Annotated in this window: 29 protein-coding genes; 8 read left to right on the forward strand and 21 right to left on the reverse strand. The window is 54.8% G+C overall.

All coding sequences use genetic code 11. The annotated features are described in order from the left end of the window. Positions 1-204 precede the first annotated feature (204 nt). Positions 205-567, forward strand: coding sequence for a multidrug/spermidine efflux SMR transporter subunit MdtJ (gene mdtJ / locus L3069_RS09975; protein WP_032624865.1), 363 nt, complete (start codon positions 205-207; stop codon positions 565-567). Beyond that, positions 554-883, forward strand: coding sequence for a multidrug/spermidine efflux SMR transporter subunit MdtI (gene mdtI, locus L3069_RS09980; RefSeq protein ID WP_022647960.1), 330 nt, complete (start codon positions 554-556; stop codon positions 881-883). Before mdtJ ends, mdtI begins: the two co-directional genes overlap by 14 nt. Positions 884-888: 5 nt before the next feature. On the opposite strand, the gene L3069_RS09985 is transcribed toward mdtI, so the two are convergent. The 5 genes from L3069_RS09985 to L3069_RS10000 all read right to left on the reverse strand — a co-directional run bounded on the left by L3069_RS09985 (position 889) and on the right by L3069_RS10000 (position 5,255). Continuing rightward, complete coding sequence (locus tag L3069_RS09985; RefSeq protein ID WP_023299991.1) at positions 889-1,710, reverse strand: serine protease; 822 nt, start codon at positions 1,708-1,710, stop codon at positions 889-891. A 102-nt stretch (positions 1,711-1,812) separates the two neighbouring features. Then, positions 1,813-1,896 carry a hypothetical protein gene (locus L3069_RS27445; RefSeq protein ID WP_057979992.1) on the reverse strand — a complete coding sequence of 28 codons (84 nt, stop codon included), beginning with the start codon at positions 1,894-1,896 and terminating at the stop codon, positions 1,813-1,815. Positions 1,897-1,988: 92 nt separating this feature from the next. Continuing rightward, complete coding sequence (asr, locus tag L3069_RS09990) at positions 1,989-2,294, reverse strand: acid resistance repetitive basic protein Asr (RefSeq protein WP_003857459.1); 306 nt, start codon at positions 2,292-2,294, stop codon at positions 1,989-1,991. Between the two features lie 148 nt (positions 2,295-2,442). Beyond that, a complete protein-coding gene (locus tag L3069_RS09995; protein ID WP_038415980.1) occupies positions 2,443-3,927 on the reverse strand; it encodes a carboxypeptidase M32 in 1,485 nt (494 codons plus the stop codon). 74 nt (positions 3,928-4,001) lie between these two features. Then, entirely contained in the window at positions 4,002-5,255 is a 1,254-nt protein-coding gene (locus L3069_RS10000) for an MFS transporter (RefSeq protein ID WP_022647964.1), read from the reverse strand. A gap of 121 nt (positions 5,256-5,376) precedes the next feature. Between L3069_RS10000 and L3069_RS10005 the strand changes: the two genes are divergently transcribed. The 3 genes from L3069_RS10005 to bioD all read left to right on the forward strand — a co-directional run bounded on the left by L3069_RS10005 (position 5,377) and on the right by bioD (position 8,451). Continuing rightward, complete coding sequence (locus L3069_RS10005; RefSeq protein WP_038415981.1) at positions 5,377-6,282, forward strand: LysR family transcriptional regulator; 906 nt, start codon at positions 5,377-5,379, stop codon at positions 6,280-6,282. A gap of 121 nt (positions 6,283-6,403) precedes the next feature. Continuing rightward, on the forward strand, positions 6,404-7,624 hold the full coding sequence (gene mlc, locus L3069_RS10010) for a sugar metabolism global transcriptional regulator Mlc (RefSeq protein ID WP_023306104.1): 1,221 nt from the start codon (positions 6,404-6,406) through the stop codon (positions 7,622-7,624). 131 nt (positions 7,625-7,755) lie between these two features. After that, the gene (gene bioD / locus L3069_RS10015; RefSeq protein WP_038415982.1) at positions 7,756-8,451 is read left to right on the forward strand and encodes a dethiobiotin synthase; all 696 of its coding nucleotides are present in this window, start codon (positions 7,756-7,758) and stop codon (positions 8,449-8,451) included. On the opposite strand, the gene clcB is transcribed toward bioD, so the two are convergent. The 7 genes from clcB to L3069_RS10050 all read right to left on the reverse strand — a co-directional run bounded on the left by clcB (position 8,386) and on the right by L3069_RS10050 (position 15,665). Then, positions 8,386-9,696 (reverse strand): voltage-gated ClC-type chloride channel ClcB, encoded by a 1,311-nt coding sequence (gene clcB, locus L3069_RS10020; RefSeq protein ID WP_038415983.1) that lies wholly within the window; start codon positions 9,694-9,696, stop codon positions 8,386-8,388. The two genes, bioD and clcB, sit on opposite strands and share 66 nt — an antisense overlap. Before the next feature lie 104 nt (positions 9,697-9,800). Next, entirely contained in the window at positions 9,801-10,949 is a 1,149-nt protein-coding gene (osmV, locus tag L3069_RS10025) for an osmoprotectant ABC transporter ATP-binding protein OsmV (protein WP_022647969.1), read from the reverse strand. Further along, positions 10,949-11,596 carry an osmoprotectant ABC transporter permease OsmW gene (gene osmW, locus L3069_RS10030; protein ID WP_022647970.1) on the reverse strand — a complete coding sequence of 216 codons (648 nt, stop codon included), beginning with the start codon at positions 11,594-11,596 and terminating at the stop codon, positions 10,949-10,951. The genes osmV and osmW overlap by 1 nt, the downstream gene beginning before the upstream one ends. 8 nt (positions 11,597-11,604) lie before the next feature. Continuing rightward, positions 11,605-12,504, reverse strand: coding sequence for an osmoprotectant ABC transporter substrate-binding protein OsmX (gene osmX, locus L3069_RS10035; protein ID WP_017694085.1), 900 nt, complete (start codon positions 12,502-12,504; stop codon positions 11,605-11,607). 18 nt (positions 12,505-12,522) lie between these two features. Then, positions 12,523-13,233: an osmoprotectant ABC transporter permease OsmY gene (gene osmY, locus L3069_RS10040; protein WP_022647971.1), complete on the reverse strand. Its 711-nt coding sequence runs from the start codon at positions 13,231-13,233 to the stop codon at positions 12,523-12,525. Positions 13,234-13,494: 261 nt separating this feature from the next. Further along, complete coding sequence (locus L3069_RS10045; RefSeq protein ID WP_038415984.1) at positions 13,495-14,238, reverse strand: YoaK family protein; 744 nt, start codon at positions 14,236-14,238, stop codon at positions 13,495-13,497. A gap of 299 nt (positions 14,239-14,537) precedes the next feature. After that, positions 14,538-15,665: an alpha/beta hydrolase gene (locus L3069_RS10050; protein WP_071881490.1), complete on the reverse strand. Its 1,128-nt coding sequence runs from the start codon at positions 15,663-15,665 to the stop codon at positions 14,538-14,540. A gap of 114 nt (positions 15,666-15,779) precedes the next feature. Between L3069_RS10050 and L3069_RS10055 the strand changes: the two genes are divergently transcribed. Both L3069_RS10055 and catA read left to right on the forward strand, forming a co-directional pair. After that, positions 15,780-16,664, forward strand: coding sequence for a LysR family transcriptional regulator (locus L3069_RS10055; protein ID WP_100167738.1), 885 nt, complete (start codon positions 15,780-15,782; stop codon positions 16,662-16,664). An 86-nt stretch (positions 16,665-16,750) separates the two neighbouring features. After that, positions 16,751-17,410: a type A chloramphenicol O-acetyltransferase gene (gene catA / locus L3069_RS10060; protein ID WP_023300000.1), complete on the forward strand. Its 660-nt coding sequence runs from the start codon at positions 16,751-16,753 to the stop codon at positions 17,408-17,410. A gap of 56 nt (positions 17,411-17,466) precedes the next feature. On the opposite strand, the gene L3069_RS10065 is transcribed toward catA, so the two are convergent. The 7 genes from L3069_RS10065 to L3069_RS10095 all read right to left on the reverse strand — a co-directional run bounded on the left by L3069_RS10065 (position 17,467) and on the right by L3069_RS10095 (position 23,861). Continuing rightward, complete coding sequence (locus tag L3069_RS10065; RefSeq protein ID WP_022647976.1) at positions 17,467-17,778, reverse strand: YebG family protein; 312 nt, start codon at positions 17,776-17,778, stop codon at positions 17,467-17,469. 107 nt (positions 17,779-17,885) lie between these two features. Then, the gene (gene dmsD, locus L3069_RS10070; protein WP_032624331.1) at positions 17,886-18,500 is read right to left on the reverse strand and encodes a Tat proofreading chaperone DmsD; all 615 of its coding nucleotides are present in this window, start codon (positions 18,498-18,500) and stop codon (positions 17,886-17,888) included. Positions 18,501-18,545: 45 nt separating this feature from the next. After that, positions 18,546-19,400: a dimethyl sulfoxide reductase anchor subunit family protein gene (locus L3069_RS10075; RefSeq protein ID WP_038415986.1), complete on the reverse strand. Its 855-nt coding sequence runs from the start codon at positions 19,398-19,400 to the stop codon at positions 18,546-18,548. A 1-nt stretch (position 19,401) separates the two neighbouring features. Further along, the gene (locus L3069_RS10080; RefSeq protein ID WP_022647979.1) at positions 19,402-20,019 is read right to left on the reverse strand and encodes a DMSO/selenate family reductase complex B subunit; all 618 of its coding nucleotides are present in this window, start codon (positions 20,017-20,019) and stop codon (positions 19,402-19,404) included. Between the two features lie 10 nt (positions 20,020-20,029). After that, positions 20,030-22,468 carry a selenate/tellurate reductase subunit YnfE gene (ynfE, locus tag L3069_RS10085; protein ID WP_100167858.1) on the reverse strand — a complete coding sequence of 813 codons (2,439 nt, stop codon included), beginning with the start codon at positions 22,466-22,468 and terminating at the stop codon, positions 20,030-20,032. Between the two features lie 130 nt (positions 22,469-22,598). Beyond that, positions 22,599-22,904 carry a DUF1161 domain-containing protein gene (locus L3069_RS10090; protein WP_006808860.1) on the reverse strand — a complete coding sequence of 102 codons (306 nt, stop codon included), beginning with the start codon at positions 22,902-22,904 and terminating at the stop codon, positions 22,599-22,601. A 102-nt stretch (positions 22,905-23,006) separates the two neighbouring features. Further along, positions 23,007-23,861 carry a beta-1,4-mannosyl-glycoprotein beta-1,4-N-acetylglucosaminyltransferase gene (locus L3069_RS10095; protein WP_023306114.1) on the reverse strand — a complete coding sequence of 285 codons (855 nt, stop codon included), beginning with the start codon at positions 23,859-23,861 and terminating at the stop codon, positions 23,007-23,009. Positions 23,862-24,053: 192 nt separating this feature from the next. Between L3069_RS10095 and L3069_RS10100 the strand changes: the two genes are divergently transcribed. Further along, positions 24,054-24,764 (forward strand): YnfC family lipoprotein, encoded by a 711-nt coding sequence (locus L3069_RS10100; protein WP_032622202.1) that lies wholly within the window; start codon positions 24,054-24,056, stop codon positions 24,762-24,764. Positions 24,765-24,781: 17 nt separating this feature from the next. On the opposite strand, the gene speG is transcribed toward L3069_RS10100, so the two are convergent. Then, positions 24,782-25,342, reverse strand: a complete 561-nt coding sequence (speG, locus tag L3069_RS10105; protein ID WP_023300006.1) for a spermidine N1-acetyltransferase — start codon at positions 25,340-25,342, stop codon at positions 24,782-24,784. Next, a complete protein-coding gene (locus L3069_RS10110; protein WP_022647984.1) occupies positions 25,342-25,680 on the reverse strand; it encodes a DUF1283 family protein in 339 nt (112 codons plus the stop codon). Before L3069_RS10110 ends, speG begins: the two co-directional genes overlap by 1 nt. Positions 25,681-25,753 lie beyond the last annotated feature (73 nt).

Here is a 25,753-nt window from a genome sequence, read left to right on the forward strand (position 1 = left end):
AGGACGTATTTTTCAAACAACTCTGCTCTGTTTTCTACCTCCCTCTGCACGCTTTCCGGTGAACAACACTGGCGTTCCGCGCTATAGTCACGTCTTCTGCCTGAGCTGGCGCTATGCGCTTAGCTAACTGATTTAATTCCCACTTTTTTGGTTTGCTGTTCGCAGCGAGCCTCGATGGATTATATTCTCAAGCAGGAGAAAAACATGTTTTACTGGATTTTATTAGCTCTGGCTATCGTTGCTGAAATTACCGGCACCTTGTCGATGAAATGGGCGAGCGTGAGTGACGGCAGCACCGGATTTATTTTGATGCTGGTCATGATTACGCTTTCCTATATATTCCTCTCTTTCGCGGTTAAAAAAATCGCGCTGGGCGTGGCATACGCTTTGTGGGAAGGTGTTGGTATTTTATTGATTACGCTGTTCAGCGTCATGATATTTGATGAAACCCTGACGACAATGAAAATTGCCGGGCTGACGACCCTGGTCGCAGGTATCGTGCTGATTAAATCGGGTACGCGCAAACCAGCCAAACAGCAGAAGGAGCAGACCCATGCAGCAGTTTGAATGGATCCACGCGGCCTGGCTGGCTTTCGCCATCGTTCTGGAAATTATTGCGAACGTCTTTTTGAAGTTCTCCGACGGCTTTCGTCGCAAAGCCTACGGCTTGTTATCGATTGCCGCGGTTCTGGGGGCGTTTAGCGCTCTGTCACAGGCGGTGAAAGGCATCGATCTTTCCGTGGCCTACGCGCTGTGGGGCGGCTTCGGTATTGCCGCCACCCTGGCGGCAGGCTGGATTATGTTCGGGCAGCGTTTAAACCATAAAGGCTGGATAGGGCTGGTATTACTGCTCGCTGGCATGATCATGATTAAACTGGCCTGAGTGGCCTACTGCTGCGCCAGGGCTTCCAGCCGGTCGCGAAAACCGGTCACCGCCAACGCTCGGTTATCGGCGCGCCAGCGGTCTTTCGCTGCCGGAGCAGAACTCTGAACGCCAATCAGTTGCCAGCCGTTAACGGTTTTTAACATCAGGGGCGATCCGCTATCACCCGGTAGCGTATCGCACTGATGCGAAAGCACGCTGTTTTGCGCCCAGCCCGTCACCACGCAGTCCGTATGGGTGTACAGCGAATCGAGGTGATCAACAGGGTAGCCTGACTGCGTCACTTTACGATCGGCGGCTTTCAGGGCGGCGGTGAGCGCGTCTTTGTCACCATCAAAGAGCGGTAGCGGAGCGATCCCGGACGGCGGATAACGTAAAACGATCAGCCCGAAATCCCAGGAGGCCGCCCCGGGCGGCACAATCCAGCCATCGCCATCCGGTTTCAGGCGTTTCCCGAGCGACGGATCCACCCGCCCCTCAATACCGTGAATTTCGTAGCGCCAAATCCCTTTCTGCGAGACAAAGCGCAGGGCGATCGCTTTATCCGGTTTGCCTTCGGGCGGCATTAACAGGCAATGACCCGCCGTCAGCGCAAGGCGTGGCGTTATGAGAGTTGCGGTACATAGATTGCCGCTGGCGGTTTCCAGTTGCCCGATGGCATCCCAGGGCGCTTCGGTAGGATCGGTGACACGCGTACGATCGTCATGACCAAAAAACAGCGTCTTTACCTCTTTGGCGCTGATGGCGTCATCGTCGCCCTCATCCGCATGTGAAAAGCCAGCAAAAAGGCTAAACGTTCCCAGTAACAACACAACAGATTTACGCATATCACACTCTGGTGGGGGTAATTATGATTATTAAAAGTGAACCCTATGAAAATACTATAGACGCGACGGCGAGAAAGTGGGAGTAAAATCAGCGTGCTACATTCAGGAAAGATAAAAGTGGCTGGCGATGAGCGCGCATAAAATTAGCAGGATAAGAATGAACTCAAACCGATAGCGCCGCAGCATACGCCCTCCGGATAAAAAAACGGCGCTGACCGCAATCCCGTTCAGCGCCGGTTTACCAACGTGCCCCGAAGGGCACGGTTAAGCTTGTACTCTTACGCTGCTGGCTGTGCAGCAGGTTTAGCCGCTTCGTGTTTTGCCGCTTTTTTGTGATGCTTTTTAGCCGCCTGGGCTTTCTGCTCTACCGCAGGTTTTGCCGCTTTTTTGTGATGCTTTTTCGCGGCCTGCGCTTTCTGTTCTGCCGCTGGTTTAGCCGCTTTGTGATGTTTTTTATGGTGAACCGTTTTGGCCGGAGCAGCGGTGGATGCCGCAGGCGCTGCGGTGGCGGTAGTTTCAGCCGCGAATGCAGCGGAAGAAAGACCCATAGCAGCGGCAACAACCAGAGCTAATACTTTTTTCATTTTCATACCCTCGAATTTGGTTTTTCATTTAACCCCACTGCGGGGCCGTTGAAATAACTATATCCCTGTAAATTCGGGGTTTCCGTGAGTGATTGGTATCGGCGTGTAACCATATGTACAACGCCGGGGTGGCCCCCGGCGCGTTCGTTTACAGGTAGCGGGACGTCAGGTGTTCGCGGAAGTAGCGGATATTCAGATCTTCACCTGTGGCCTGGGTGATGAGCTGCGACGTGCTGAAACGGCTGCCGTGCTGCCAGATATTCTGACGCAGCCAGTCAAACAGCGCCGAGAAGTCGCCCCCGGCAATGGATGCCTGCAACCCGGGCAGCGCAGTTTTGGCGGCATGGAACAGCTGTGCCGCATACATAGCCCCCAGCGTGTAAGACGGGAAGTAGCCAAAACCGCCGTCGGTCCAGTGGATGTCCTGCATACAGCCGTTGCGGTAGTTATCTTTGGTGGATAATCCAAGCCAGGCCTGCATTTTCTCATCCCATAACGCGGGGATATCATCCACTTCAATTTCGCCATTGATCAGCGCGCGCTCAATCTCATAGCGCAGCACCACATGCGCCGGATAGCTCACTTCATCTGCATCAACGCGGATGTAGCCCGGCTTCACGCGCTGGTTCCAGGCAATAAAATTCTCTTCACTGAATGCCGCCTGGCTGCCGAAACGGGCATGGACCACCGGAAGCAGATGCTTCAGGAAAGCTTCACTGCGGCCCAGCTGCATTTCAAAGAACAGACTTTGGGATTCATGGATCGCCGTAGAGCGCGCCAACGCAACGGGCTGGCCGGCCCACGCTCGCGGAAGGTTTTGCTCGTAGCGGGCATGTCCGGTTTCGTGGATCACACCGAAAAGCGCGCTGAGCAGTTCATCTTCATCGTAACGCGTGGTGATACGCACATCTTCCGGCACGCCGCCGCAAAACGGGTGGGCGCTAACGTCCAGACGACCGCCGTTAAAATCGAAGCCAAGCATTTTCATCGCTTCCAGGCCCAGCTCGCGCTGGGTGGCGGTGGGGAAGGGACCCTGTGGCGGAACGAACGATCGCTGAGCCTGTTTTTCCACAACCTTTGCCAGCAGCTCCGGCAGCCAGGACTTCAGATCGCCGAACAGCACATCCAGGCGAGCGCTGGTCATGTCGGGTTCAAAGATATCCAGCAGCGCGTCGTAAGGCGTGCAGCCTTTAGCCTCGGCGCGCAGGCGGGCCTCTTCACGACTGAGCTTCACCACCTCTTTCAGGTTGGCTGAAAAGCCCTGCCAGTCGTTGGCCGGACGCTGAGTACGCCAGGCGTGTTCACACCTGCTGCCCGCCAGCGATTTGGCCTCCACCAGCGATTCCGGCAGTAAAGTGGCCTGCTGGTAGTGGCGCGTCATTTCACGCAGGTTGGCCTGCTCAACGTCGTTCAGATCTTCTTCTGCCGCCGCCGCCAGCCATTCACCCACTTTTTTATCGGTCAGGATCTGATGTTGCAGGACGCTCATCTCCGCCAGCGCTTCACCGCGCGCGGCGCTGCCGCCGGGCGGCATCATGGTAAACATGTCCCAGCTGGCGATGGAGGAGAGGTGAGAGAAGCGGGAGAGACGCTGGAAGGTGCGGGTGAGTTGTTGATAGTTATTGTTTTTCATGAAGTCCTCGTGTCTGAATCAGCCGATGACAAAAATTAGCATCGGCTCGATTTAAACACGAAGAGGGCTGAATGTTAATGCAGTCGTTTATGCAGGCTCGCGCCCACCAGCAGTGCCGCACACAACATCAGCGCGATAAATCCGCCCACGCCGTTCCAGCCGTAGTTATGCCAGAACACCCCGCCGAGAGTCCCGGCAATGCTGGAACCGAGATAGTAACTGAACAGATACAGAGACGAAGCCTGACCTTTGGCGCGGCGAGCGCGTGGGCCAATCCAGCTGCTGGCAACAGAATGCGCGGCAAAGAATCCCGCAGAGAAGAGCAGCATTCCGGCAAAAATCAGCCACAGGGAAGAGACAAGCGTCATCAGCAGTCCGAACAGCATCACGGCTGTGGACACCAGCATCACCGGACCACGGCCGAAGCGCGCGGTCATGGCGCCCGCTTTTGGCGAACTCCATGTTCCGGTGAGATACGCCACAGAGAGCAAACCCACCAATGCCTGGCTAAGATGCCAAGGTGAAAGCATCAGCCGGTAGCCAATATAGTTAAACAGCGTGACAAATGACCCCATCAGCAGGAATCCCATCAGAAACAGTCGCGGCAAACCTTTGTCGCGCCAGTGCAGACGGAAGTTGATAAACAGTGTTTTCGGACGCAGGGAAGTCGGGCGGAAATGGCGCGATTCCGGCAGGATTTTCCAGAACATTAGCGCCGAAGCGAGGGCGAAGCAGCCGATTACGGCCAGCGCAATGCGCCAGTTAAAGAAATCGGTAAACACACCGCTGAGCAGGCGTCCGCTCATCCCGCCGATAGAGTTCCCGCTGATGTACAGCCCCATGGAGAAGGCCACGAAACTCGGGTGGATCTCCTCGCTGAGATAGGTCATCCCGACCGCCGCCACGCCGCTGAGAGATAACCCAATCAGCGCGCGCATGACCAGAATGCCGTGCCAGCTGGTCATCATGGTGGACAGCAAGGTACACACGGAGGCCAGCATTAACGCCGTTACCATGACCTGCTTACGCCCGATGGCATCTGAAAGTGGCCCGGTGAACAGCAGACCGATCGCCAGCATCCCGGTTGAAATGGAGAGCGAAATACTGCTGCTGGCTGGCGACACGCCAAATTCATGCGACAGGACCGGCAGGATCGGCTGAACGCAGTAGAGCAGGGCGAAAGTGGCGAGACCCGCTGAAAAGAGCGCCAGCGTGACGCGCATAAACTGGGGGGTACCACGTTTTATAAACTGAACCGGCTGCGGTACTGCGGGTAAATCATCAATGTCGCTGGCCGGCGCGATATCAACGGTCGTTGTACGGCTCACACATAATCCTTGCTTAAACTTCCCCGTGGTTTCTGGTGACGGGTATGACCACAAGATTAGGGTAGGAAAATGTAAATAATCTGTCTAATATATTAATAATCTGAAATGATACTTTAAAAATATGAATATCGAGCTGCGCCATCTGCGCTATTTTGTCGCCGTCGCTGAAGAGCTCCATTTTGGTCGTGCTGCGGCAAGGCTGAATATCTGCCAGCCACCGCTGAGCCAACAGATCCAGATCCTTGAGCAGCAGGTTGGGGCGCGTTTGCTGGCGCGAACCAACCGCAGCGTGAGCCTGACGGCGGCGGGAAAACAGTTTCTCGCCGATAGCCGACAGATCCTGAGTATGGTGGTGGACGCCGCCGCCAGAGCGGAACGGCTTCATCTCGGGGAGACGGGAGAGCTGCGCATCGGGTTTACCTCGTCGGCCCCCTTCATCAGCGCTGTTTCACAAACGCTATCCTCGTTTCGCAGTAACTTTCCGGATGTGCATATTCAGACGCGCGAAATCAATACCCGGGAGCAAATATCGCCGCTTAATGAAGGATCGCTCGACCTGGGGCTAATGCGTAACACGCAGTTGCCTGATACCCTGGCGTGGCAGGTGATCCTCCGCGAACCGCTGATGGCGATGATCCCCCGGGATCACCCGCTCGCCGCGCAGCATAGCGTCACGCTGGCTGAACTGGCGAAAGAACCCTTTGTCTTTTTTGACCCACAGGTGGGTACCGGATTGTATGACGATATTCTTGGTCTGATGCGGCGATATGGCCTTGTCCCGACTATCGCGCAGGAAGTGGGGGAAGCCATGACGATCATTGGTCTCGTTGCCGCAGGACTTGGCGTGTCGATTCTTCCGGCCTCGTTTAAACGGGTACAACTGCCGGAAATGCGCTGGGTGAATATTGCCGAGCAGGATGCGATCTCGGAGATGTGGCTGGTGTGGTCTAAACATCATGAACAGAGCCATGCGGCACAGCGTTTCAAAGAACAATTAATTACCGCTTCTCACGGGCGTTATTTATAGGGAAAAGCGGGCGAAAATGTGCAGTAAATCACATGGCTAAGTAAAAATTTGACGTCAGCCATTGAAGTGCTTCACCATAGCCCTCAGTTTATTTCGAAGCTCGAAAATAAGGGAGTACGAGGTGGTTGCTGATAGTCAGCCAGGGCATATCGATCAGATCAAGCAGACCAACGCGGGCGCCGTTTATCGCCTGATTGATCAGCTGGGTCCGGTTTCGCGTATCGATCTTTCGCGCCTGGCACAACTGGCACCCGCCAGTATTACCAAGATTGTCCGCGAAATGCTGGAAGCCCATCTGGTTCAGGAGACAGAAATTCAGGAGCCGGGCAGCCGTGGCCGTCCGGCGGTAGGGCTGGTGGTGGAAACGGAAGCCTGGCACTACCTGTCGCTGCGAATTAGCCGCGGGGAAATCTTCCTCGCGCTGCGCGACCTCAGCAGCAAGCTGGTGGTGGAAGACCGGCTGGACCTCCCGCTCGATGCAGAGCAACCACTTCTCGATGCCATTCTGACCCACATCGACCAGTTCTTTATTCGTCACCAGCAGCGCCTTGAACGTTTAACGGCGATTGCGATCACCCTGCCGGGAATTATTGATACCGAAAATGGCATTGTGCACCGCATGCCGTTTTATGAAAACGTCAAAGAGATGCCGCTGGGCGACGTGCTGGAAAACCACACCGGTGTGCCGGTCTACATTCAGCATGATATCAGCGCCTGGACGATGGCGGAGGCGTTGTTTGGCGCTTCCCGGGGCGCGCGCGACGTGATTCAGGTGGTGATTGATCATAACGTTGGCGCAGGTGTGATCACCGACGGGCGTCTGTTGCATGCTGGCAGCAGTAGCCTGGTGGAGATTGGCCATACGCAGGTCGATCCGTACGGAAAACGCTGCTACTGCGGTAACCATGGCTGTCTGGAGACAATTGCCAGCGTTGAAAGCGTGCTGGAGCTGGCGCAGGTGCGGCTCAGCCAGTCAATGAGCTCCACGCTGCACGGTCAACCGTTGAGCGTCGAGGCATTGTGCACTGCGGCAAGGCAGGGCGATCTGCTGGCGAAGGACATCATTACCGGCGTGGGCAATAATGTCGGGCGCATTCTGGCCATTATGGTGAACCTGTTTAACCCGCAAAAAATACTGATCGGCTCCCCGCTCAGCCAGGCGGCGGATATCCTCTTTCCGGCAATTTCCGCCTGCATCAACCAGCAGGCGCTTCCCGCGTACAGTAAAAACATCGTGGTCGAAAGTACGCAATTTTCCAACCAGGGTACGATGGCTGGCGCCGCGCTGGTAAAAGATGCGATGTACAACGGCTCGTTACTGATTCGTTTGCTTCAGGGCTAACTCTTTTCCATAGATGTACGAAAAATTGCGCTATCTCAAGCCGGGTAGCGCACGCTTCCCGTAGACTTTCCCCACTGAATTATTTACCTGGTTTATATTTTTTGAAGCATACCCAAGAGGTGGAATGAGTCATGCTTAAGCGTTTCTTTATTACTGGTACGGATACGTCTGTCGGGAAGACCGTCGTATCCCGCGCGTTACTTCAGGCCCTGGCGGCAAGCGGTAAACGCGTTGCAGGATACAAGCCGGTAGCAAAAGGCAGTAAAGAGACGCCAGAAGGGCTGCGCAATAAGGACGCCCTGGTTCTGCAAAGCGTCTCGTCTCTGGAACTGCCTTATGATGCCGTCAATCCCATCGCGTTAAGCGAAGAGGAAAGCAGCGTCGCTCACAGTGGGCTTATCAACTACAGTCTGCTTTCTGATGGCCTGGCAAATCTGAGTGAAAAGGTTGATCACGTTGTCGTTGAAGGGACCGGTGGCTGGCGCAGCCTGATGAACGATTTACGTCCCCTTTCCGAGTGGGTGGTGCAGGAGCAGCTGCCGGTGATTATGGTCGTGGGCATTCAGGAAGGGTGCATCAACCATGCCTTGCTGACGGCGCAGGCTATCGCTAATGACGGCCTGCCACTGATTGGTTGGGTGGCGAACCGTATTAACCCGGGCCTTGCGCACTACGCAGAAATCATCGACGTGCTGAGCAAAAAGCTGCCTGGCCCGTTGGCAGGCGAACTGCCTTATCTGCCCCGCGCCGAGCAGCGCGAATTAGCGCACTATATCGATCTCTCGGCTTTCGGCGGTATGCTGGCCGTAGATCGAGTCGTGGCGTAGCGTTCTCGACAATACCGACGCCACAACACAGGCAACCAGCAAACCGGGAAGTAAAAAATACTGCCCGGTCATCTCACATACCATCAAGGCCGACATGATTGGCGCATGCGTTGTGGCGGCGAGCAGCGTCGCCATTCCTGCCAGCCCAAGCAGGATCGCCGTCTCAGAGCCAGGAAACCACAGCGCAAAGATCTGCGCAAACAGCATTCCCGTTGCCATACCAACGAACAAGGTTGGCGTAAACACGCCTCCCGGTGCGCCGGACCCGCTGCTTGCCAGCACCGCCAGGAGCTTGCAGAAAAAGACGCCGGCAATTACCGACAGCAACGGCGGCGACTGCAAAAACGCCTGAACCACGCTGTAGCCATTCCCCCATACCTTCGGCGTCAGCAGCGACAGCAGCCCGACGATCAGACCCCCCAGCGCCAGCTGCCACGGCGGTGAAAGTTTGAGACGCAGAAACAGCCTGTGGCTGGCCGCCATCAGCCACATCAGCAGCGGGCCGCAAACGCCAGCCGGCAGACCCACGCCAACGATCAGGAAATAATCCACCGCCGTAAGCATCTCGCTGAGATGGACATCATAAAGTGTATTCGCGCCGGGACTTAACAGGCGCGTGGTTAGCAGGGCCACCACAGCGGCAATCACCACCGGGCCGAGGGAGGCCAGCATCAGCGTGCCAAACAGGATCTCTGCGATAAACAGGCTGCCCGCCAGCGGCGCATGATAGGCGCTGGCCATCCCGGCGGCAGCACCGCAGGCGATCCACAGTTTCCATTCGGATTTCGGCGTACAACGTTGTGCAAAAAAGGAGGCAGCGAGGGCGGCAAGCAGGATCATGGCGCCTTCCCGGCCGATGGCGCTGCCGCTGGCGACCACCAGCAACGAGGCGAGGGATTTCACCAGGCTGGCGCCGTAATCAAACTGGCCATCACCCGTCTCCAGCGCCTCCATATAATCGGTCGGGGCGTGGGGACGTTGTGCCGTCATGCGTTGCCATCCCCACAGCAGCACTCCCGCGGCCAGACCACCCAGCGCAGGCGTCAGCGCCCGCCGCCAGGGCGATAACGCGGCAGCGGCGTTCACCAGGCTTCCGCTTTCGTTGCTGAGAAACAACCACTCCAGCAGATACATGCTGTGGCGGAACACCGCAACGGCCAGCGCTGCCAGCACGCCGGTGACGGTAGCAATCAGGAGACGGCGAAACATCGCGCGGATGTCGGGGTATGCGTGAAGACGTTGCATGAAGTCGTGATTAACGGGGACGATACGATATTGTGGCGGGAAAACGTGAGGTTAGCAAAAGGTATGCGTGCGGAAAAAGGCCGGGCAGTACCCGGCCTGAATGCTTAACTCTCGCTATGAATATTCAACGCCCGGCGCGTACGCCCGGAACTCAAATACTCCGCAATATAATCCTGGGATATCTCGCCGTTATAGCGTCCGTCCTCGTCCACAATCGGCATCCAGCTGGTGTTGCTCTCATACAGGCGAGAAAGCACCACGCGCAGGTTATCCTCGGCCTTACCTGTCATGCGGAACGGATGCAGAATATCACCGCAGCTGCCGCTGGCATTACGCGCTTCGCGGCGCTTCACAAAGCCCAGCGGTTTGCCGAGATCATCAACCACGGTAATGGCGCGAATATCGTTGTCATCCATGGTGGCGAAGGCCTCTGGCAGCGGCGTCGATTCGCGTACCGTAATCGTCGGCTGCTGGTCGGTGACGTCGCCCGCGGATACCAGCAGCAGGCGTTTCAACGTCCGGTCCTGACCAACAAACGAGCCGACAAACTCATTGGCGGGTTTCGCCAGCAGCTCGTCCGGGCTGGCGCACTGAACAATACGCCCCTGACGGAAGACGGCAATACGGTCGCCCAGCTTCAGCGCTTCGTCAATATCGTGGCTCACCAGCATCACGGTCTTTTTCAGCTTGCGCTGCATCTCCAGGAACTGGTTCTGGATCACCTCACGGTTAATCGGGTCAACCGCGCCGAATGGTTCATCCATCAGCAGGACTGGAGGATCCGCTGCCAGCGCGCGGATGACGCCGATACGCTGCTGCTGACCGCCGGACATTTCGCGCGGATAGCGGTGAAGGAATTTATGTGGATCCATTGCCACCATATCCATCAGCTCCTCGGCACGGGATTTACAGCGCGCTTTGTCCCAGCCCAGCATGCGCGGCACGACGGTAATGTTCTCTTCGATAGTCATGTTCGGGAACAGGCCAATCTGCTGGATCACGTAGCCAATGTTGCGGCGCAGGGTCACGGTGTCCATCCCGCTGGTGTCTTCGCCGTTAATCAGGATCGTCCCGCTGCTTGGCGTAATGAGACGGTTAATCATCTTCAGGGTAGTGGTTTTCCCGCAGCCGGACGGGCCGAGCAGCACGCACATTTCCCCTTCAGGCACGTTCAGATTGACGTTGTCGACGGCCTTAAACGTCTGGCCGTGCTTCTGTGAAAATTGTTTGGTGAGGTTTTCCAGTTTTATCATTATCGAATCCCCTTCGGAGTCAGTACCACCTGCAAACGGTGCAGCAACCAGTCGAGCACAATCGCTAAAAGACAAATCATCAGCGCGCCCGCAATTAACATACGAATATCACTCCCGCCAATACCGTTAAGCAGCAGCAGGCCCAGACCGCCCGCGCCAATCACGGCAGCAATCGCCATGACGCCGATGTTCATCACCACGGCGGTGCGGATGCCGCCAAAAATGACCGGCAGCGCCATCGGGATCTCCACCCAGCGCAGACGCTGCCAGAAGGTCATGCCGATGCCGCGTCCCGCTTCGCGCAGGCCGGGTGGCAGGCTGTCGAGCGCCGTGTGGGTGTTGCGCACAATCGGCAGCAGTGAATAGAGGAACACCGCCGTAATCGCGGGCAGGGCGCCAATGCCCTGACCGATCAGCGAAAAGAGCGGGATCATCAGGCCGAAAAGCGCAATTGACGGGATGGTGAGCACAATGGTGGCAATCCCCAGCACCGGCGTTGCCAGCCATTTATGGCGGACAATTAAAATACCCAGCGGCACGCCAATAACAATCGCCAGGCCCACGGCGAGTGCCACCAGCCAGAGGTGTTGCAGCGTCAGGGTTAAGAGATAGTCCCAGTTGTCGAGAATATAGTGAATCGTCTCCATAGCGCCTCCTACAGCAACTGTTTGCTACGCAGGAAATCACGGGCGACCTGCTGCGGTGACTGATGGTCGATATCCACCTTTTTATTCAGTTCGGTGATAACGTCGTTGTTGAGCTGGGCTGAGAGGGTGTTCAGCGCCTCCTCCAGCCCCGGGTTAGCCTCCAGCGTGTCTTTTCGAACAACTGGCGTCACGGCGTAACTCGGGAAGAAGCCTTTATCGTCTTCCAGCACTTTAAGATCGAAGCCCTTCACGCGCCCGTCGGTGGTGTAGATCAGCCCGGCATCGACAAACCCGTCGCGCACCGCGTTATAGACCAGCCCCGGATCCATCTGGCGGATCTGCGGGCGGTCCAGCTCCATGTTGTAGGCCGCCTGCAACGGTTTCATCCCGTCGCTACGCCCGGCAAATTCCAGGTCAAGGCCCAGCAGCCAGTTGTTATCTGGATCGGTTTTACGGATCTGCTCAATCTTTGCCACCATCTCAGACATGGTATTGATATGTTCAGCCTCGGCGCGCTTGCGCTGCATGGCAAAGGCATAGGTATTGTTCATATCGGCAGGTTTAAGCCACACCAGACCGTGCTTTGCGTCGAGGCGTTTCACCGTCTCGTATGACTCCTGCGGCGACATGCGTTTGTTGATATGGTTGAAGATGATCAGCGACGTGCCGGTGTACTCCCAGGTCATATCAATCTGCTTGTTGATCATCGCGTTACGAGAAATCACCGTCGCAATATTAGTCTGCGGCTGCACCTGAAATCCTTTCTTTTGCAGATACTGTACGGTCATGGCCGAGAGAATGTGCTGCTCGGTAAAGCTCTTTGTTGCCAGGATCAGCGGCGCGGCGAGCGCCTGGCTGGTGAAGAGCGCGGCGGCGCACAGCGCCGTCAGGCCGGAAAACAGTCTCATAGAAGCTCCTTGTTATAATTATCGCGCGAGATGCGGGCTCAGTAGTCGACCCAGTGCCGCCAGCAGCGTATCCAGAATCAGGGCGAACAGGGCGGTGGCCGCCGCGCCCAGGATCAGCGTCGGGAAGTCATTCAGATAGATCCCCGGGAAAATCAGCTCGCCGTAGCTGCTGGCGCCAATCAGGAATGCCAGCGGTGCGGTACCGACGTTAATCGCAGTGGCAATGCGAATACCGGAAAGCATCACCGGCCAGGCGTTAGGAATTTCGACCTGATGCAGGCGCTGCCATTTGGTCATGCCGATGCCGTTTGCCGCTTCCAGCAACGACGCGGGAACAGAGCACAGCCCGGCATAGGTGTTACGCACAATTGGCAGCAAAGAAGCGAGAAAGAGGGCGATAATGGCCGGTTTATCACCGATGCCAATCACCACCATCGCCAGCGCCAGAACGGCCAGCGGCGGCAGGGTGTTGCCCACGTTAAAGATTTGCATCACGTATTCGGCGATACCCCGTGCCGCTGGACGGCTCAGCAGAATACCGCTTGGAATGCCCACCAGCAGGGCAAAGAACATTGATGAAAAGACCAGAATCAGGTGTTGTTGACCGAGGTAGAGCAGGTCAACCTGGCGCGCCTTAATCGTCTCCAGTCCAATTCCCCAGGTGAGGAGAGCGAGGACCACGATAATCGCGCCGACAAAAAGCAGCGAACGTTTAAGTAATGGGTGCATTGCGGTGTGTCTCCCTGTGCGCATGCGTTATAGCAACCACCTGTTGCGGTTGCCTGTTGTTATGCCATGTTTCGGCAGGGGTACTTCACCTATAGCAAGCGAAACGGAAGGGTTCCAGCAAAGGGGGTAAAACAGTAACCCTATGAAATTAGTGACAACCTGAGTTAAGCCTTATGGCGTAAGGGCTGTCAGTGGGAAGGCAGAATAGTCTTAAAGAAGCACGCCTCAAGTGACAACGTCACTTGAGGCGTGCTGATCACCCTATCGACTAAGCGCGGCGCGTACCTTTCGAACGCGCCACGAGATACGAACGATTGAAAAGGCGGCGATAAACACCAGCATCAGGCCCAGTGCCAGCATCGCGTGGAATCCAAACTCTCTGAAGAGGATCAGCCCCGCAATCCCGCCGGTAATAAACGAGAAAACGGTGGTTAAATGGGTTTTGAGCTGGCTCTTTTGCGCGGCCGTGTCTTTGGAATAATCCCGGCGCAGCATGGCGACCATAACGGAGGCCAGCGAAATGCCGGCATCGGTCAGCGTACCGGTAATGTGCGTGGATCTCACCCGACCGCCGGAAAGCTGAGTTGAGGTGGAGTTATGAATTCCCATCAAACCGCACAGGAAAAGAATAATCTCCTGATTCGTGGCGAAGGAGTGAAAATACATTTCATAAAGGGATACCCCCGCAAGTAATAGCCCTTCAACAAATAAAACCTGGCTGAATATCAGCCTGACGTTATGGATAATTCCCCAGATAACAATAATCCGCGCAACAATGGCGCCAGTGACAAACGACAGAATAATGGCGCCAAAAAAAAGAATATCACTGAGATCGGTGGAGGAAACTTCGCTGGATAACTGCGATGTATTACCCGTCATATGAGAGGGGAAAAAGCCGAACGCGCCCAGCGCAATGGCATTCAGCAGTCCCGCGGAGGTCGCCAGCCAGAGTGCAAGACGACGATCCTCCAGATGCGTTCGTTCTTTCTTTAATTTAATCAGCAAAGAATACCTCCAGTTTGAGCTTTGCCTGACTTCTCAAGCTAACAAAGCGATGTCGCCGACTGACCAGGATATTGCTTAATTATTATTTCAACGGGAGGTATTCGAGGTTTTGTAATTAAATAAAATAACCCTGTTAATATAATGCCTTATTGCAGATGCCACGAGCAGACTGACGGGCAAAAATACTGTCCCAGTGTGCATGCTCGCTGTAGCGGGATGGGATTTGATTCAGTGTAGACATAGGTGTCATTCACGACGATGAGAAGAGATGCCCCCGTGATTTCCGGGGGCTTAGAGTGTTATTTCAGACTGGTTTTGAAGAACTGCTCAAACTGCGCGAACGGGATTTTTCCTGCGACGTTATCGTAGAGATCAACATGGTTTGCACCGGGAACAATCACCAGCTCTTTCTCTTTGCTGCCGACGGCCTTGAACGCATCCTCCGCAAAATAACGAGAGTGTGCGTTTTCACCGGTCACAATCAGCGTTGGGATAGTGATCTCCCCGGCATAGCTCAACAGCGGCATATTCATAAAGGATAACGGCATGGTCGCAGTCCACGCGCCGGTGGAGTTTACGGAACGGGCATGGAAACCGCGCGGCATACGGTAGTAATCATAGAACTCTTTCAGTACCGGATGCGGATCGGTGGGCAGTGCTTCCGGCAGAATGCGCTCGGCCGCCGTCACCTTGCCATTCTCATCGACATTAATATCGTGGCCGCCATGGGCGAAAGTGCCGCTTTCAGCATCTTTCCAGCGCTGCGCGTTCAAATACTGCAACACGGCCCGACGATCGGCCGCTGAATAGCGATCTTTCCCGTTGCCCACGCCGTGACCCATCGCGCGGCTCATATCGTACATTACGCTGGTGGCGACCGCCTTCACGCGGGTATCCATGGATGCCGCGTTCAGCGCCATACCGCCCCAGCCGCAGATACCAAGAATGCCGATACGGTTACGGTCGACTTCTTTCTGTAACCCCAGGAAATCCACAGCGGCGCTAAAGTCTTCGGTGTTGATGTCAGGGGAGGCAACGTTACGCGGCTGGCCGCCACTTTCCCCCGTGTAGGATGGATCGAAGGCCAGGGCCACGAACCCCTGCTCAGCCAGAGTCTGGGCGTACAGACCGCTGGATTGTTCTTTAACCGCACCGAACGGCCCACTGACGGCTATCGCCGCCAGTTTCTGGTCGCCGTGGTTCCTGGGAATGTACAGATCGCCCACCAGAGTGATCCCGTACCGGTTCTGGAACGTCACTTTGCGGTGGTTGACTTTATTGCTCTCGGCGAAGGTTTTATCCCAGGTTGTCACCATCGAAACGGGGGCGTTAGGATTTAGCGTTTCTGCATAACTCATTGTTGTCACTCCACTTAATGATGCGCATAACAGCAGCGCAACGGGCAGTTTTTGGGTGAATGTTTTCATAAGAGGTACCGTGTGTTGTTGTAATGAGGCCATTATAGTTAGCAGAAATAGTGCTGATTAGAGGCCAAAAGCTGCTAGGATTAATATCATTTTGTTATGAATTGACGAGGCATGATGGCGAAGCGGGAAAACTATAATGAGCTGTATCTCTTTATCCAGGTGGTGCGGGAGGGAAGCTTCACGGCAGCCGCACAGCGGCTCGGGCTGGCGCAATCCGGGATCAGCCGATCGGTTCGCGAGCTGGAGGAGCGGCTGGGCGTTCAGCTTCTGGTGCGCACTACGCGCAAGCTGTCGCTGACACACGCCGGGGAACAGCTTTACCAGACCGCCGGCTCCGCCTTTGATGCGCTTGATACCGGGTTGGCCAGACTGGCGCATTATCGCCAGACGCCGTCCGGCACGGTGCGCATTAATGCCAGCCAGCACGCCATCGAGAAATGTCTGCTGCCAAAGCTCGCTATCTTCAAACAGCGTTACCCGGATATCCGTCTGGAATTGATGAATGAGAGCCGGTTCGTGGATATCATTGCCGAGCGATTCGACGCGGGCGTCCGGCTGGGGCCGGAGGTGGGACAAGGAATGATTGCGGTGCGCATCACGCCCGATATGGAGATGGCTGTGGTTGCCGCCCCGGCGCATTTTCGGCGCTATGGTTTCCCGCAGACGCCCGCCGATCTGGATGCTCATCCCTGCATTGCCTACCAGTTTGCCGACGGTAACCACTATCAATGGGAGCTTGTTCAGGACGGGAAGCGAGTTACGCACCGGCCTGAGGGGCAATGGGCCTTTTCCGACAGCTACATGGAGGCCGAAGCGGCCCGGTTGGAACTCGGGCTGGCCTATGTCCCGGTTGAGCTGGTGTCTGACGATCTGGAGCGTGGCACGCTTATACGCGTCTTACAGCGCTACAGCCTGCGGATGGAAGGGCTTTACCTCTATTATCCGCACCGCAACGTGTCCCCGGCGCTGAGAGCGGTTATTGATACGTTGAAAATTTAAGGCAGCCTCTGCTCGACGGTCTATACAGCTCCTGGGTTTGTGGTACGCTACTATTTTATATAGCGCTGCTTAATTAAGGCAAAGAAATGACAAAAATAACGCCAGAATATACGGCTGTAGACTTATCGAGTTGGGCAAGGAAAGAACATTTTGAAGTCTTTCAGAGCTTTGCTCAATGCACGATTAACCAAACGGTTCAGCTGGATATCACTGCGCTGCTGAAACATATCAAACAGGTTGGCTGGAAATTTTATCCTTCGATTATTTCCCTTATTTCGACAGTCGTTAACCGCCATTCTGAGTTCCGTATGGCTATGAAGGATAATGAGCTTGTAATATGGAATGAGGTGCATCCCAGCTATACCCTTTTCCATAAAGAGACGGAGACGTTTTCATCATTATGGAGTCACTTCGACGGGAATATTCATCACTTTCAGAACGTTTATGCAGAAGACGTTTCTCGCTATGGTGATAATCTTGCCTACTGGCCTAAAGAAGAGTACCGGGAAAATATATTCTTCATATCGGATATTCCGTGGGTCAGTTTTACCAGTTTTAATATCAACGTGGCTAACATGCAGAACTTTTTTGCGCCCATGTTCACGTTTGGAAAATACTTTAACCAGGATGGAAAAGTCTTGTTGCCTTTCGCCGTTCAGGTTCATCATTCTGTCTGTGATGGTTTCCATGTGGCCAGACTAATCAACGAGTTGCAAGAGTTGTGTGATAATTTACCGCACTATTAAGCCGCGAGCCGTTTCCGGCCCGCGGCAGCAGGACAGGTGATGAGTCGTTCTGACGATCAGGCGGCTTTGACGGCCCGGATTTTTTTGCTGCTATCCGCCTCTGGCGCTGTTTTATCCGTTGCAGCATTGAGCTCGGGAAGCTTGCTGGTACGCAGGATATGCTGCACGGACTCTTTCTGTTCGGCAAGATACAGACCAAGGTTTTCCGCCTGCGTTTCATCCATCTGCATTCCGCTTTGCAGCAGCCAGTCGGTGAACGCTTCTGCCATGTCGAGCAGTTTGTCGTGAGCGTCAGCCTCTTTCTTACTGGCAAAAGTCATTTTCTCTTCACCTTTTCTTACGACCACGAATTTTGTTTCAACAGCCATTTGCACCTCCAGCACTGTAATTATATACAGTATAGCAGTTCCGGATCTGCGTTGCAGCAAAAATGTCCGAACCTGGCTTACACAACGGATGTACAAGCCAGGAGCTGCTAACGGTACAGCGTTTTTTCTGCAATCGGGATCAGCAAAGTGGACTGCCATTCTGCCAGCGTCAGCTGGGCAAGTTTACCCAGCGCCGTATAGAACGGATGGGCCGCGTTTTCAACGAATACGCTAAGGAAACGCGTGCTCCACGGCAGCAGATGCCAGGCCATAAGCTGGTCGCGTTCTGTGTCGCGACCGTTCTCGGCAAGCCATGCCGCCAGCATCAGCAACGTTCCGAAGTGATCTTCCGGCTCATTCTGCTGCATCTCAAAGGCGATATGGTTTTCACGCATCCACTGGCGCAATGCAAGGGTCGAATCGCCAAACAGCACGGACTCGCGATCGAGCCAGACGGAGCCCCACGGGGGGGCGGGCAGGGCATACGGGCCAATAAACAGACGCTGCCAGGCGTCTTTCAACGCTTCGTCCGACGGGTTCTTAAACATACTGGCCACGGGCTGCAGGCTTTCCTGCGCCAGCGGCCAGTCCTGCACCCAGTCACCTGCGGTCAGGGCACTCACCAGCGGTGCGGTCTGCTCGCTGTCAGGGGCAAAATAAAACAGCGCGCCCAGTACCCGGGCGCTGAACGCGAACGATTCGCGGTGTGAGACGTCATTCATTACAACTTTCCTTACTTGTGCGCGGGGGTAGCCCGCGCACCTGTGTTAACCTGCAATTGCTAACCCTGCGGTCATATGCAAACCATAAAATAGCCCACGGCCAATCATTTCACCCACAGCCACCAGCACGAAACCTGCAAACAGGCCGAGCGTTTTCGGTTCCTGACGACGAATAAGTGGACAGATCCAGCAGCCTAAACCCGCCGCCAGCAGCGCGATGCGCCATACCTGAAGCGAACCATAATCCGGCAGCAGGGCGTTAGCCTGCTGGATAGAACTCTGGATCGTCCCCAGCGTATTGCTTTGCAACACGACGACCGCCACGCAGGCGATGAGTGCCAGTACGCTGACAGACGCGGCAAGGGTACCTTTGTATGTCACGTTTGCGACCCGCAGCAGCAGCGCGGCCAGCATCGGGCCAGTAAGAGCCATCGTCAGGAAGAAGGCCAACGTGGTGTAGCCCGTATACCAGGTCGGAACGGTATCGATCTGATAGACCCGGGTCATCGCCCAGACAAAAACGACACCCAGGAGCTGGCTGACAACCATCCAGATTTTGCCTAAAGCTGGGGGCATTTTACCGATAACCGACACCAGCCACCAGAAACCGCCCACGGCAAAGAAGATCGAACCCGCCGCGATCTCATTACTCAGCGCTGACGCTCCCACGCGGTTAAGCGAGTTGAAGGCGCGCAGCGGGGAGCCAAGATGCAGTACCGAGGCCATAAACCCAATACCCATTACCAGCCAGAGAAAAAACAGGCTGCGCACGATGCGTATTCTGGCCTTGTCATCACGTTCATTCAGCCAGGCGAAGCCCATCACGATTAATGCGCCAGCCACGCACTGCCCGAAAACGGTGAAGATCACCAGCGGCCATTCATGCCATCCACTTCCCATCTCACACCTCCTTCGGGTTTGCCAGGTAGCCGGTGGTGTCACCCGTCGGACGGCTGTTGGCGTTAGGTTTAATCACAATACTCGGCTTCGTGAAGTGCGCAGACGGCAGCGGCGCGACCGCAGCAAGCTGGCCGTGTTTTTTGCGCAGCTCTTCAATCGGGCCAAAGTCCAGCGCGCGCAGCGGGCAGGACTCGACGCAGATGGGCTTTTTGCCGTCCGCCACGCGGCTGTGGCAGCCGTCGCACTTGGTCATGTGGCCTTTAGCCGCGTTATACTGCGGCGCACCGTACGGGCAGGCCATGTGGCAGTAGCGACAGCCGATGCAGACATCCTCGTTCACCACCACAAAACCGTCGTCTCGCTTGTGCATTGCCCCGCTCGGGCAGACCTTAGTGCAGGCCGGATCTTCGCAGTGGTTGCAGGCAATCGACAGGTAATAGGCGAAGACGTTCTGATGCCAGACGCCGTTATCCTCCTGCCAGTCGCCGCCCGCGTATTCATAAATACGACGGAAGCTGACGTCCGGGGTCAGATCTTTGTAATCCTTGCAGGCCAGCTCGCAGGTTTTACACCCGGTGCAGCGGCTGGAATCAATAAAAAATCCATACTGGGTTGTCATCGGTTAATCCTTATGCCTTCTCGATCTGCACCAGGTTCGTGTGCTGCGGATTGCCTTTCGCCAGCGGTGACGGGCGGTGTGTGGTCAGGGTATTGATGCAGGAGCCGTGATCGACACGATCGCCGTTCATGTTGGCGTCATGCCAGGCGCCCTGGCCCATCGCGCTCACACCAGGCATGATGCGCGGGGTGACTTTGGCGGCAATGCGCACTTCGCCGCGATCGTTAAACACGCGCACCGTGTCACCGTTTTTAATGCCGCGCTTCTCGGCGTCTACAGGGTTAAGCCACACCTCCTGGCGACAGGCGGCCTGGAGCACATCCACGTTGCCGTAGCTGGAGTGGGTACGGGCTTTAAAGTGGAAACCGAACAGTTGCAACGGGAATTTGCTGCGCTCGGGCGCGTCCCAGCCTTCAAAGGTTGAGGTATAGACCGGTAGCGGGGTGATGGTTTCGTCTTTTTGCAGTTCCCAGGTTGCTGCAATATTCGCCAGCTTGCTGGAGTAGATCTCGATTTTCCCCGACGGGGTTTTCAGCGGATTGGCATCCGGATCGTCACGGAATTTTTTATAGGCCACAAAATGTCCATTTGGATCTTTGCGCTTATAAATACCCATTTTTTTCAGCGCGTCGTAGGACGGCAGCAGCGGATCTTTGGCAACCATTTTGGCGTAAAGGTAGCGCAGCCACTGCTCCTGCGTACGGCCTTCGGTGAATTTCTGATAGACATCCGGTCCGAGACGTTTCGCTACTTCGCTCATGATCCAGTAGATGGGTTTGCGCTCAAACTTCGGGGCGGTTACCGGCTGGAGGAAAATCAGGTATCCCATGTTGCCGGCGTAATCGTTGGGGATGATATCTTCCTGCTCAACGGTCATCAGGTCCGGCAGGACAATATCGGCATACTTCGCGGACGAGGTCATGAAGTTGTCGATAACGACGATCGTTTCGCACTTACTCTCATCCTGCAAAATGTCGTGAGTTTTGTTGATATCAGAGTGCTGGTTGATGATGGTATTACCCGCATAGTTCCAGATGAACTTGATCGGCACATCCAGCTTATCCTTACCGCGTACGCCGTCGCGCAGGGCGGTCATCTCCGGTCCACGCACGATGGCATCCGTCCAGCTGAAGCAGGAGATTTGCGTTTTCACAGGATTTTCCGGCAGCGGCATACGTTCGATGGTGATGGTGTAGGTCGATTCGCGCGCGCCGCTGTTGCCGCCGTTAATGCCGACGTTGCCGGTCAGGATCGGCAGCATGGCGATGGCGCGGGATGTCTGCTCGCCGTTGGCCTGACGCTGCGGGCCCCAACCCTGGCAAATGTAGGCCGGTTTTGCCGAACCGATTTCACGGGCCAGCTTAATGATGCGATCGGCAGGAATGCCTGTAATGCGCGACGCCCATTCCGGGGTTTTCGCAGTTTTGTCATCACCCTGGCCGAGAATATAGGCTTTGTAATGACCGTTAACAGGTGCGCCTTCCGGCAGGGTTTTTTCGTCATAACCTACGAAGTATTTATCGAGGAAGGGCTGATCGACGAGGTTTTCATTAATCAGCACCCACGCAATACCTGCCACCAGTGCGGCATCGGTGCCCGGACGAATCGGGATCCACTCGTCTTCGCGGCCTGCGGCGGTGTCGGTGTAGCGCGGATCGATAACGATCATCTGTGCGTTAGAGCGTTCGCGTGCCTGTTCAAGGTAGTAAGTGATCCCGCCGCCGCTCATGCGCGTTTCTGCCGGATTATTGCCGAACATCACCACCAGTTTGGTGTTTTCGATATCTGATGTACTGTTGCCGTCGTTGCTGCCGTAGGTGTAGGGCATTGCGCAGGCGATCTGCGCGGTGCTGTAGGTGCCGTAGTGGCTGAGGAAGCCGCCGTAGCAGTTCATCAGGCGTGCCACCAGCGAGGCGTAAGGGGAGGAGCGGGTGATATTGCCGCCGACAATTCCGGAGGAGTAGTTAATGTAGACCGCTTCGTTGCCGTATTTTTCGACCACGCTTTTCAGGCTCGCGGCGATGGTGTCCAGCGCTTCTTCCCAGGTGATACGTTCAAACTTGCCTTCTCCGCGTTTGCCCACGCGTTTCATCGGATAGTTCAGACGGTCTGGATGATTAATGCGACGGCGAATTGAACGGCCTCGCAGGCAGGCGCGAACCTGATGGTTGCCGTAAACATCCTCGCCGGTATTATCCGTTTCAACCCAATAGACTTCGTCATCGCGAACGTGCAGACGCAGCGCGCAGCGGCTACCGCAGTTTACCGAGCAGGCGCCCCAGACGACTTTATCTTCCGCTGGCTGAATAGCGGTCTGCACTGCGGCGGCGGCGCTTTTCAGACCAAAAGGCAATGCGATCCCACCGGCGGCAAGCGCCAGAGATCCTATGGCAGTAGATTTAACCAGAGTTCGACGGCTTATCCCGTCGTGATGTTCAACTTCGGACATAACTCACCCCATCATTGTTAATAATTATTTTCACCCGTGACTACAACCGGGCTAATGATGGGGGGAGTGTTACTTATTTAGAGGTATTAAATATTAATCCTCGTCAACTCAGGGGAATTGAGTGGGAAAATCATTGCGGCTCAGCGGGTGCATTCTCCTGCGTACCTGCACCGCTTACCGGGTAGTTTCCGCTACTGGTACGAGTGTACAAAATTTTGAAAGTATCGTTGGCGCAATGCCCAACGACCTGCGCATCCGGCTGGTCGGCCTGATCGTTCGGCACGATGTTCAGGGTAAAGCCAGACTCCGGTACGCCGTTGTTGATAATCTTCTGCTGAATGTCGCTTTTCACGCGCTCGCAGGAGTCCGGGGCCGCAAGAATAGCAGGTGAAGCACTCATTAACAGCAGGGCGGTAATCCAGGGTAACCGTTTCATCTGTAGCTCCTTTTCACTGTGTAGACTGTAAGCATAGCAGGGTTAGGGTAAGCTTTTGTTTTTGTGTCTCTCTTTCTGAATTGTCCTGGAGCCCCGCCTGCGTCATAAAATAAATTGCGAATAATGGTGCTGATTGTCTACCAGATAAGAAGGCAGGGTGCGTTTTGATACCTCTTGCCTGACCAGTTTTCGGTCTCGTCCCCAGATATCTTCGGCGTTGGTGATAACCTTCATAATATGTTCCGGGTTATTAAATTCCGGCAGATCGTATTCGGTATGAGAAATGGTAGACATTTTTTCGGAAATTCTTTCTGGGGTCATTACCCAGGAGAAATGCCAGCCGCCATCTTTCACAACCTTATTATTGATTTTTAGCCAGTTCCATTTAAACCATGACCAGTTTTTATCTTTGCGTGCCCGCTTCCAGTTTCTGAAAGATTCAGGCTCACCGTGGAAGAAATGCTTAAGGTTGTAATAGGACGTCGCGCGGGGCAAGGTACATTTTCTCGGCGTACCATCCATGTTGTGAACCTGAAGATTAAACTGATAGTTGAACACGTTTTGATGAATAGTCGTGCAGAGCGCGCGTGGATTAATGGCCCTGACCGTCTCGGGAGAGAAAATTTCATCAACGTCTGACACCAGAATCAGATCGTCGTCTGCCGCGTCTTTTAACCCATTCATAATGGAGTTGCGAAGCGCTGCTTCATTTGCCCAGGCATCAACCTGGTTATTGTCAGCACTGTTTAAAATAGGCTGCGCGTCAAAAGGCACGTAAATAATTTTGTCTCTGAATTTGGCAAACTTCGTAATATCGAAATGTAATTCTCGCGGTATGCCCGTAAAAGAGTGTGTTGCTTCTACAATGACAAAACGGTCAACGACATCAGCGAGCGTATGTAATCTGATGTCGAGCAACATATCTTCGTCATAGTACAAAAAACAGTCGTAAATCATGATGTTAACCCGAAAATTTAAGAATCTAATTTTATAATAATGTGGAATTTTCCGCGCCCAAAGTAGCCACTTTGGCAGGTCTCGTCAATGCAAATGACGGATTTATACAGCGTAAAGAGTCAAATGAAGTGCTGTTATGTAAGTTGCTGTATTTGCTAATATGATTGTATCTCTCTCTGAACGGTAAATGATGTGAATAAATACGCAGCGATAACGCTACTGGCAACGGTACTGGTGGGATGTGACAACAACACCGCGCCGCTGTCATTTACGCCGGAGATGGCGAGCTTTTCGAACGAGTTTGACTTTGACCCTCTGCGCGGGCCGGTGAAAGATTTTACCCAGACGCTGTTGAACGATAAGGGTGAAGTCTCTAAACGCGTGACCGGAACGATGTCGTCGGAGGGGTGTTTCGATACCCTTGAACTGCACGATCTGGAGGCTAACACGGGCGTTGCGCTGGTGCTGGATGCTAACTACTACGTCGATGCGGAAACCCAGCAGCAGAAGGTGAAGTTGCAGGGAAAATGTCAGCTGGCGGAACTGCCGTCTGCCGGCCTGACGTGGGACACCGACGATAACGGGTTTGTGGTTGCCGCGCACAGCAAAGAGATGGAAGTGAAGTACCAGTATGATACCGACGGCTACCCGCTCGGTAAAACCACGGTCTCCGGCGACCAGCGTTTATCGGTCAAATCGATGCCGTCGAAAGATCTGCGTAAGCGCATGGATTATACGGCGGTAAGCCTGTTGAACGATAAACCGATGGGCAATGTAAAGCAGAGTTGCGATTACGATCGCCACAACAACCCGGTGAGCTGCGAGCTGGTTATCGTCGATGACAGCGTTAAACCTGCCATTGAGCGCAAGTACACCATCAAAAACAGCATTGAATATTATTAAGAATAAAACCGCGCAGGTTACTGCGCGGTGGGTTTAAGCAGGTTGGCGGAGGAGGATTTATGCCCGGCCAGATGCTGATGCTGGAAAATGCACATGCGGATGGTGTTACGGTATTCGCCATTAATAAAGAACTCATGGATCAGTTCACCTTCCACCATAAAGCCGAGCTTACGGTAGATATGAATCGCTTTTTCGTTCTCTTTGTCGACGATAAGGTAAAGCTTGTAGAGATTCAGGACGTTAAACCCATAATCCATCGCCAGCTTTGCCGCCCGCGACGCAAGACCTTTCCCCTGGTGCTCCGGTGAAATAATGATCTGAAATTCCGCCCGACGGTGAACATGGTTGATCTCAACCAGCTCAACCAGCCCGGCTTTCTCACCTTCGCACTCCACCACAAACCGGCGTTCACTCTGATCGTGGATATGCTTATCGTAGAGATCGGACAGCTCGACGAAGGCCTCGTAAGGCTCTTCAAACCAGTAGCGCATCACGCTGGCATTGTTGTCGAGCTGGTGGACAAAGCGTAAATCTTCGCGCTCCAGCGGACGGAGCTTTACGTCACACGGCATCGACATTACGGTGCTACCGTGCGGCCAGTGCGACGATCCAGACAGCGCAGGGTGTTAGGCTCCCAGTAAGCGTTGACGTTGGCACTTTGCTGGCATTTGTCGCGGGCATCAAACGCGACGTCTTCTTTATCCCACTCTTTTTCCACGCGCTTATTCACTTTCTGACGCAGGCTGCGGGTGTCATTCCATTGTTCTTTGTCCATGGCGGCGTTCTGGCGGCTTTGCGCGCTGTCACCAGACTCAATGATGAGTTTGCTGGTTTCGGCTGATGCCGTTGCGGTGAAGGCGAACGAGGACAGCGCCAGTGCGGCTGTCAGACAAAGGCGTTTGCTTAATGTAGTCATAGCGTTTCCTTTAAACGGGTGCAGACAATCGGGTTACCCCGTTGGATTCTACACCAATCCGAAAGGGTGTCAT

Origin of the sequence: Enterobacter cloacae complex sp. ECL411, from assembly GCF_021869665.1 — a bacterium.
Lineage (GTDB): Bacteria > Pseudomonadota > Gammaproteobacteria > Enterobacterales > Enterobacteriaceae > Enterobacter > Enterobacter intestinihominis.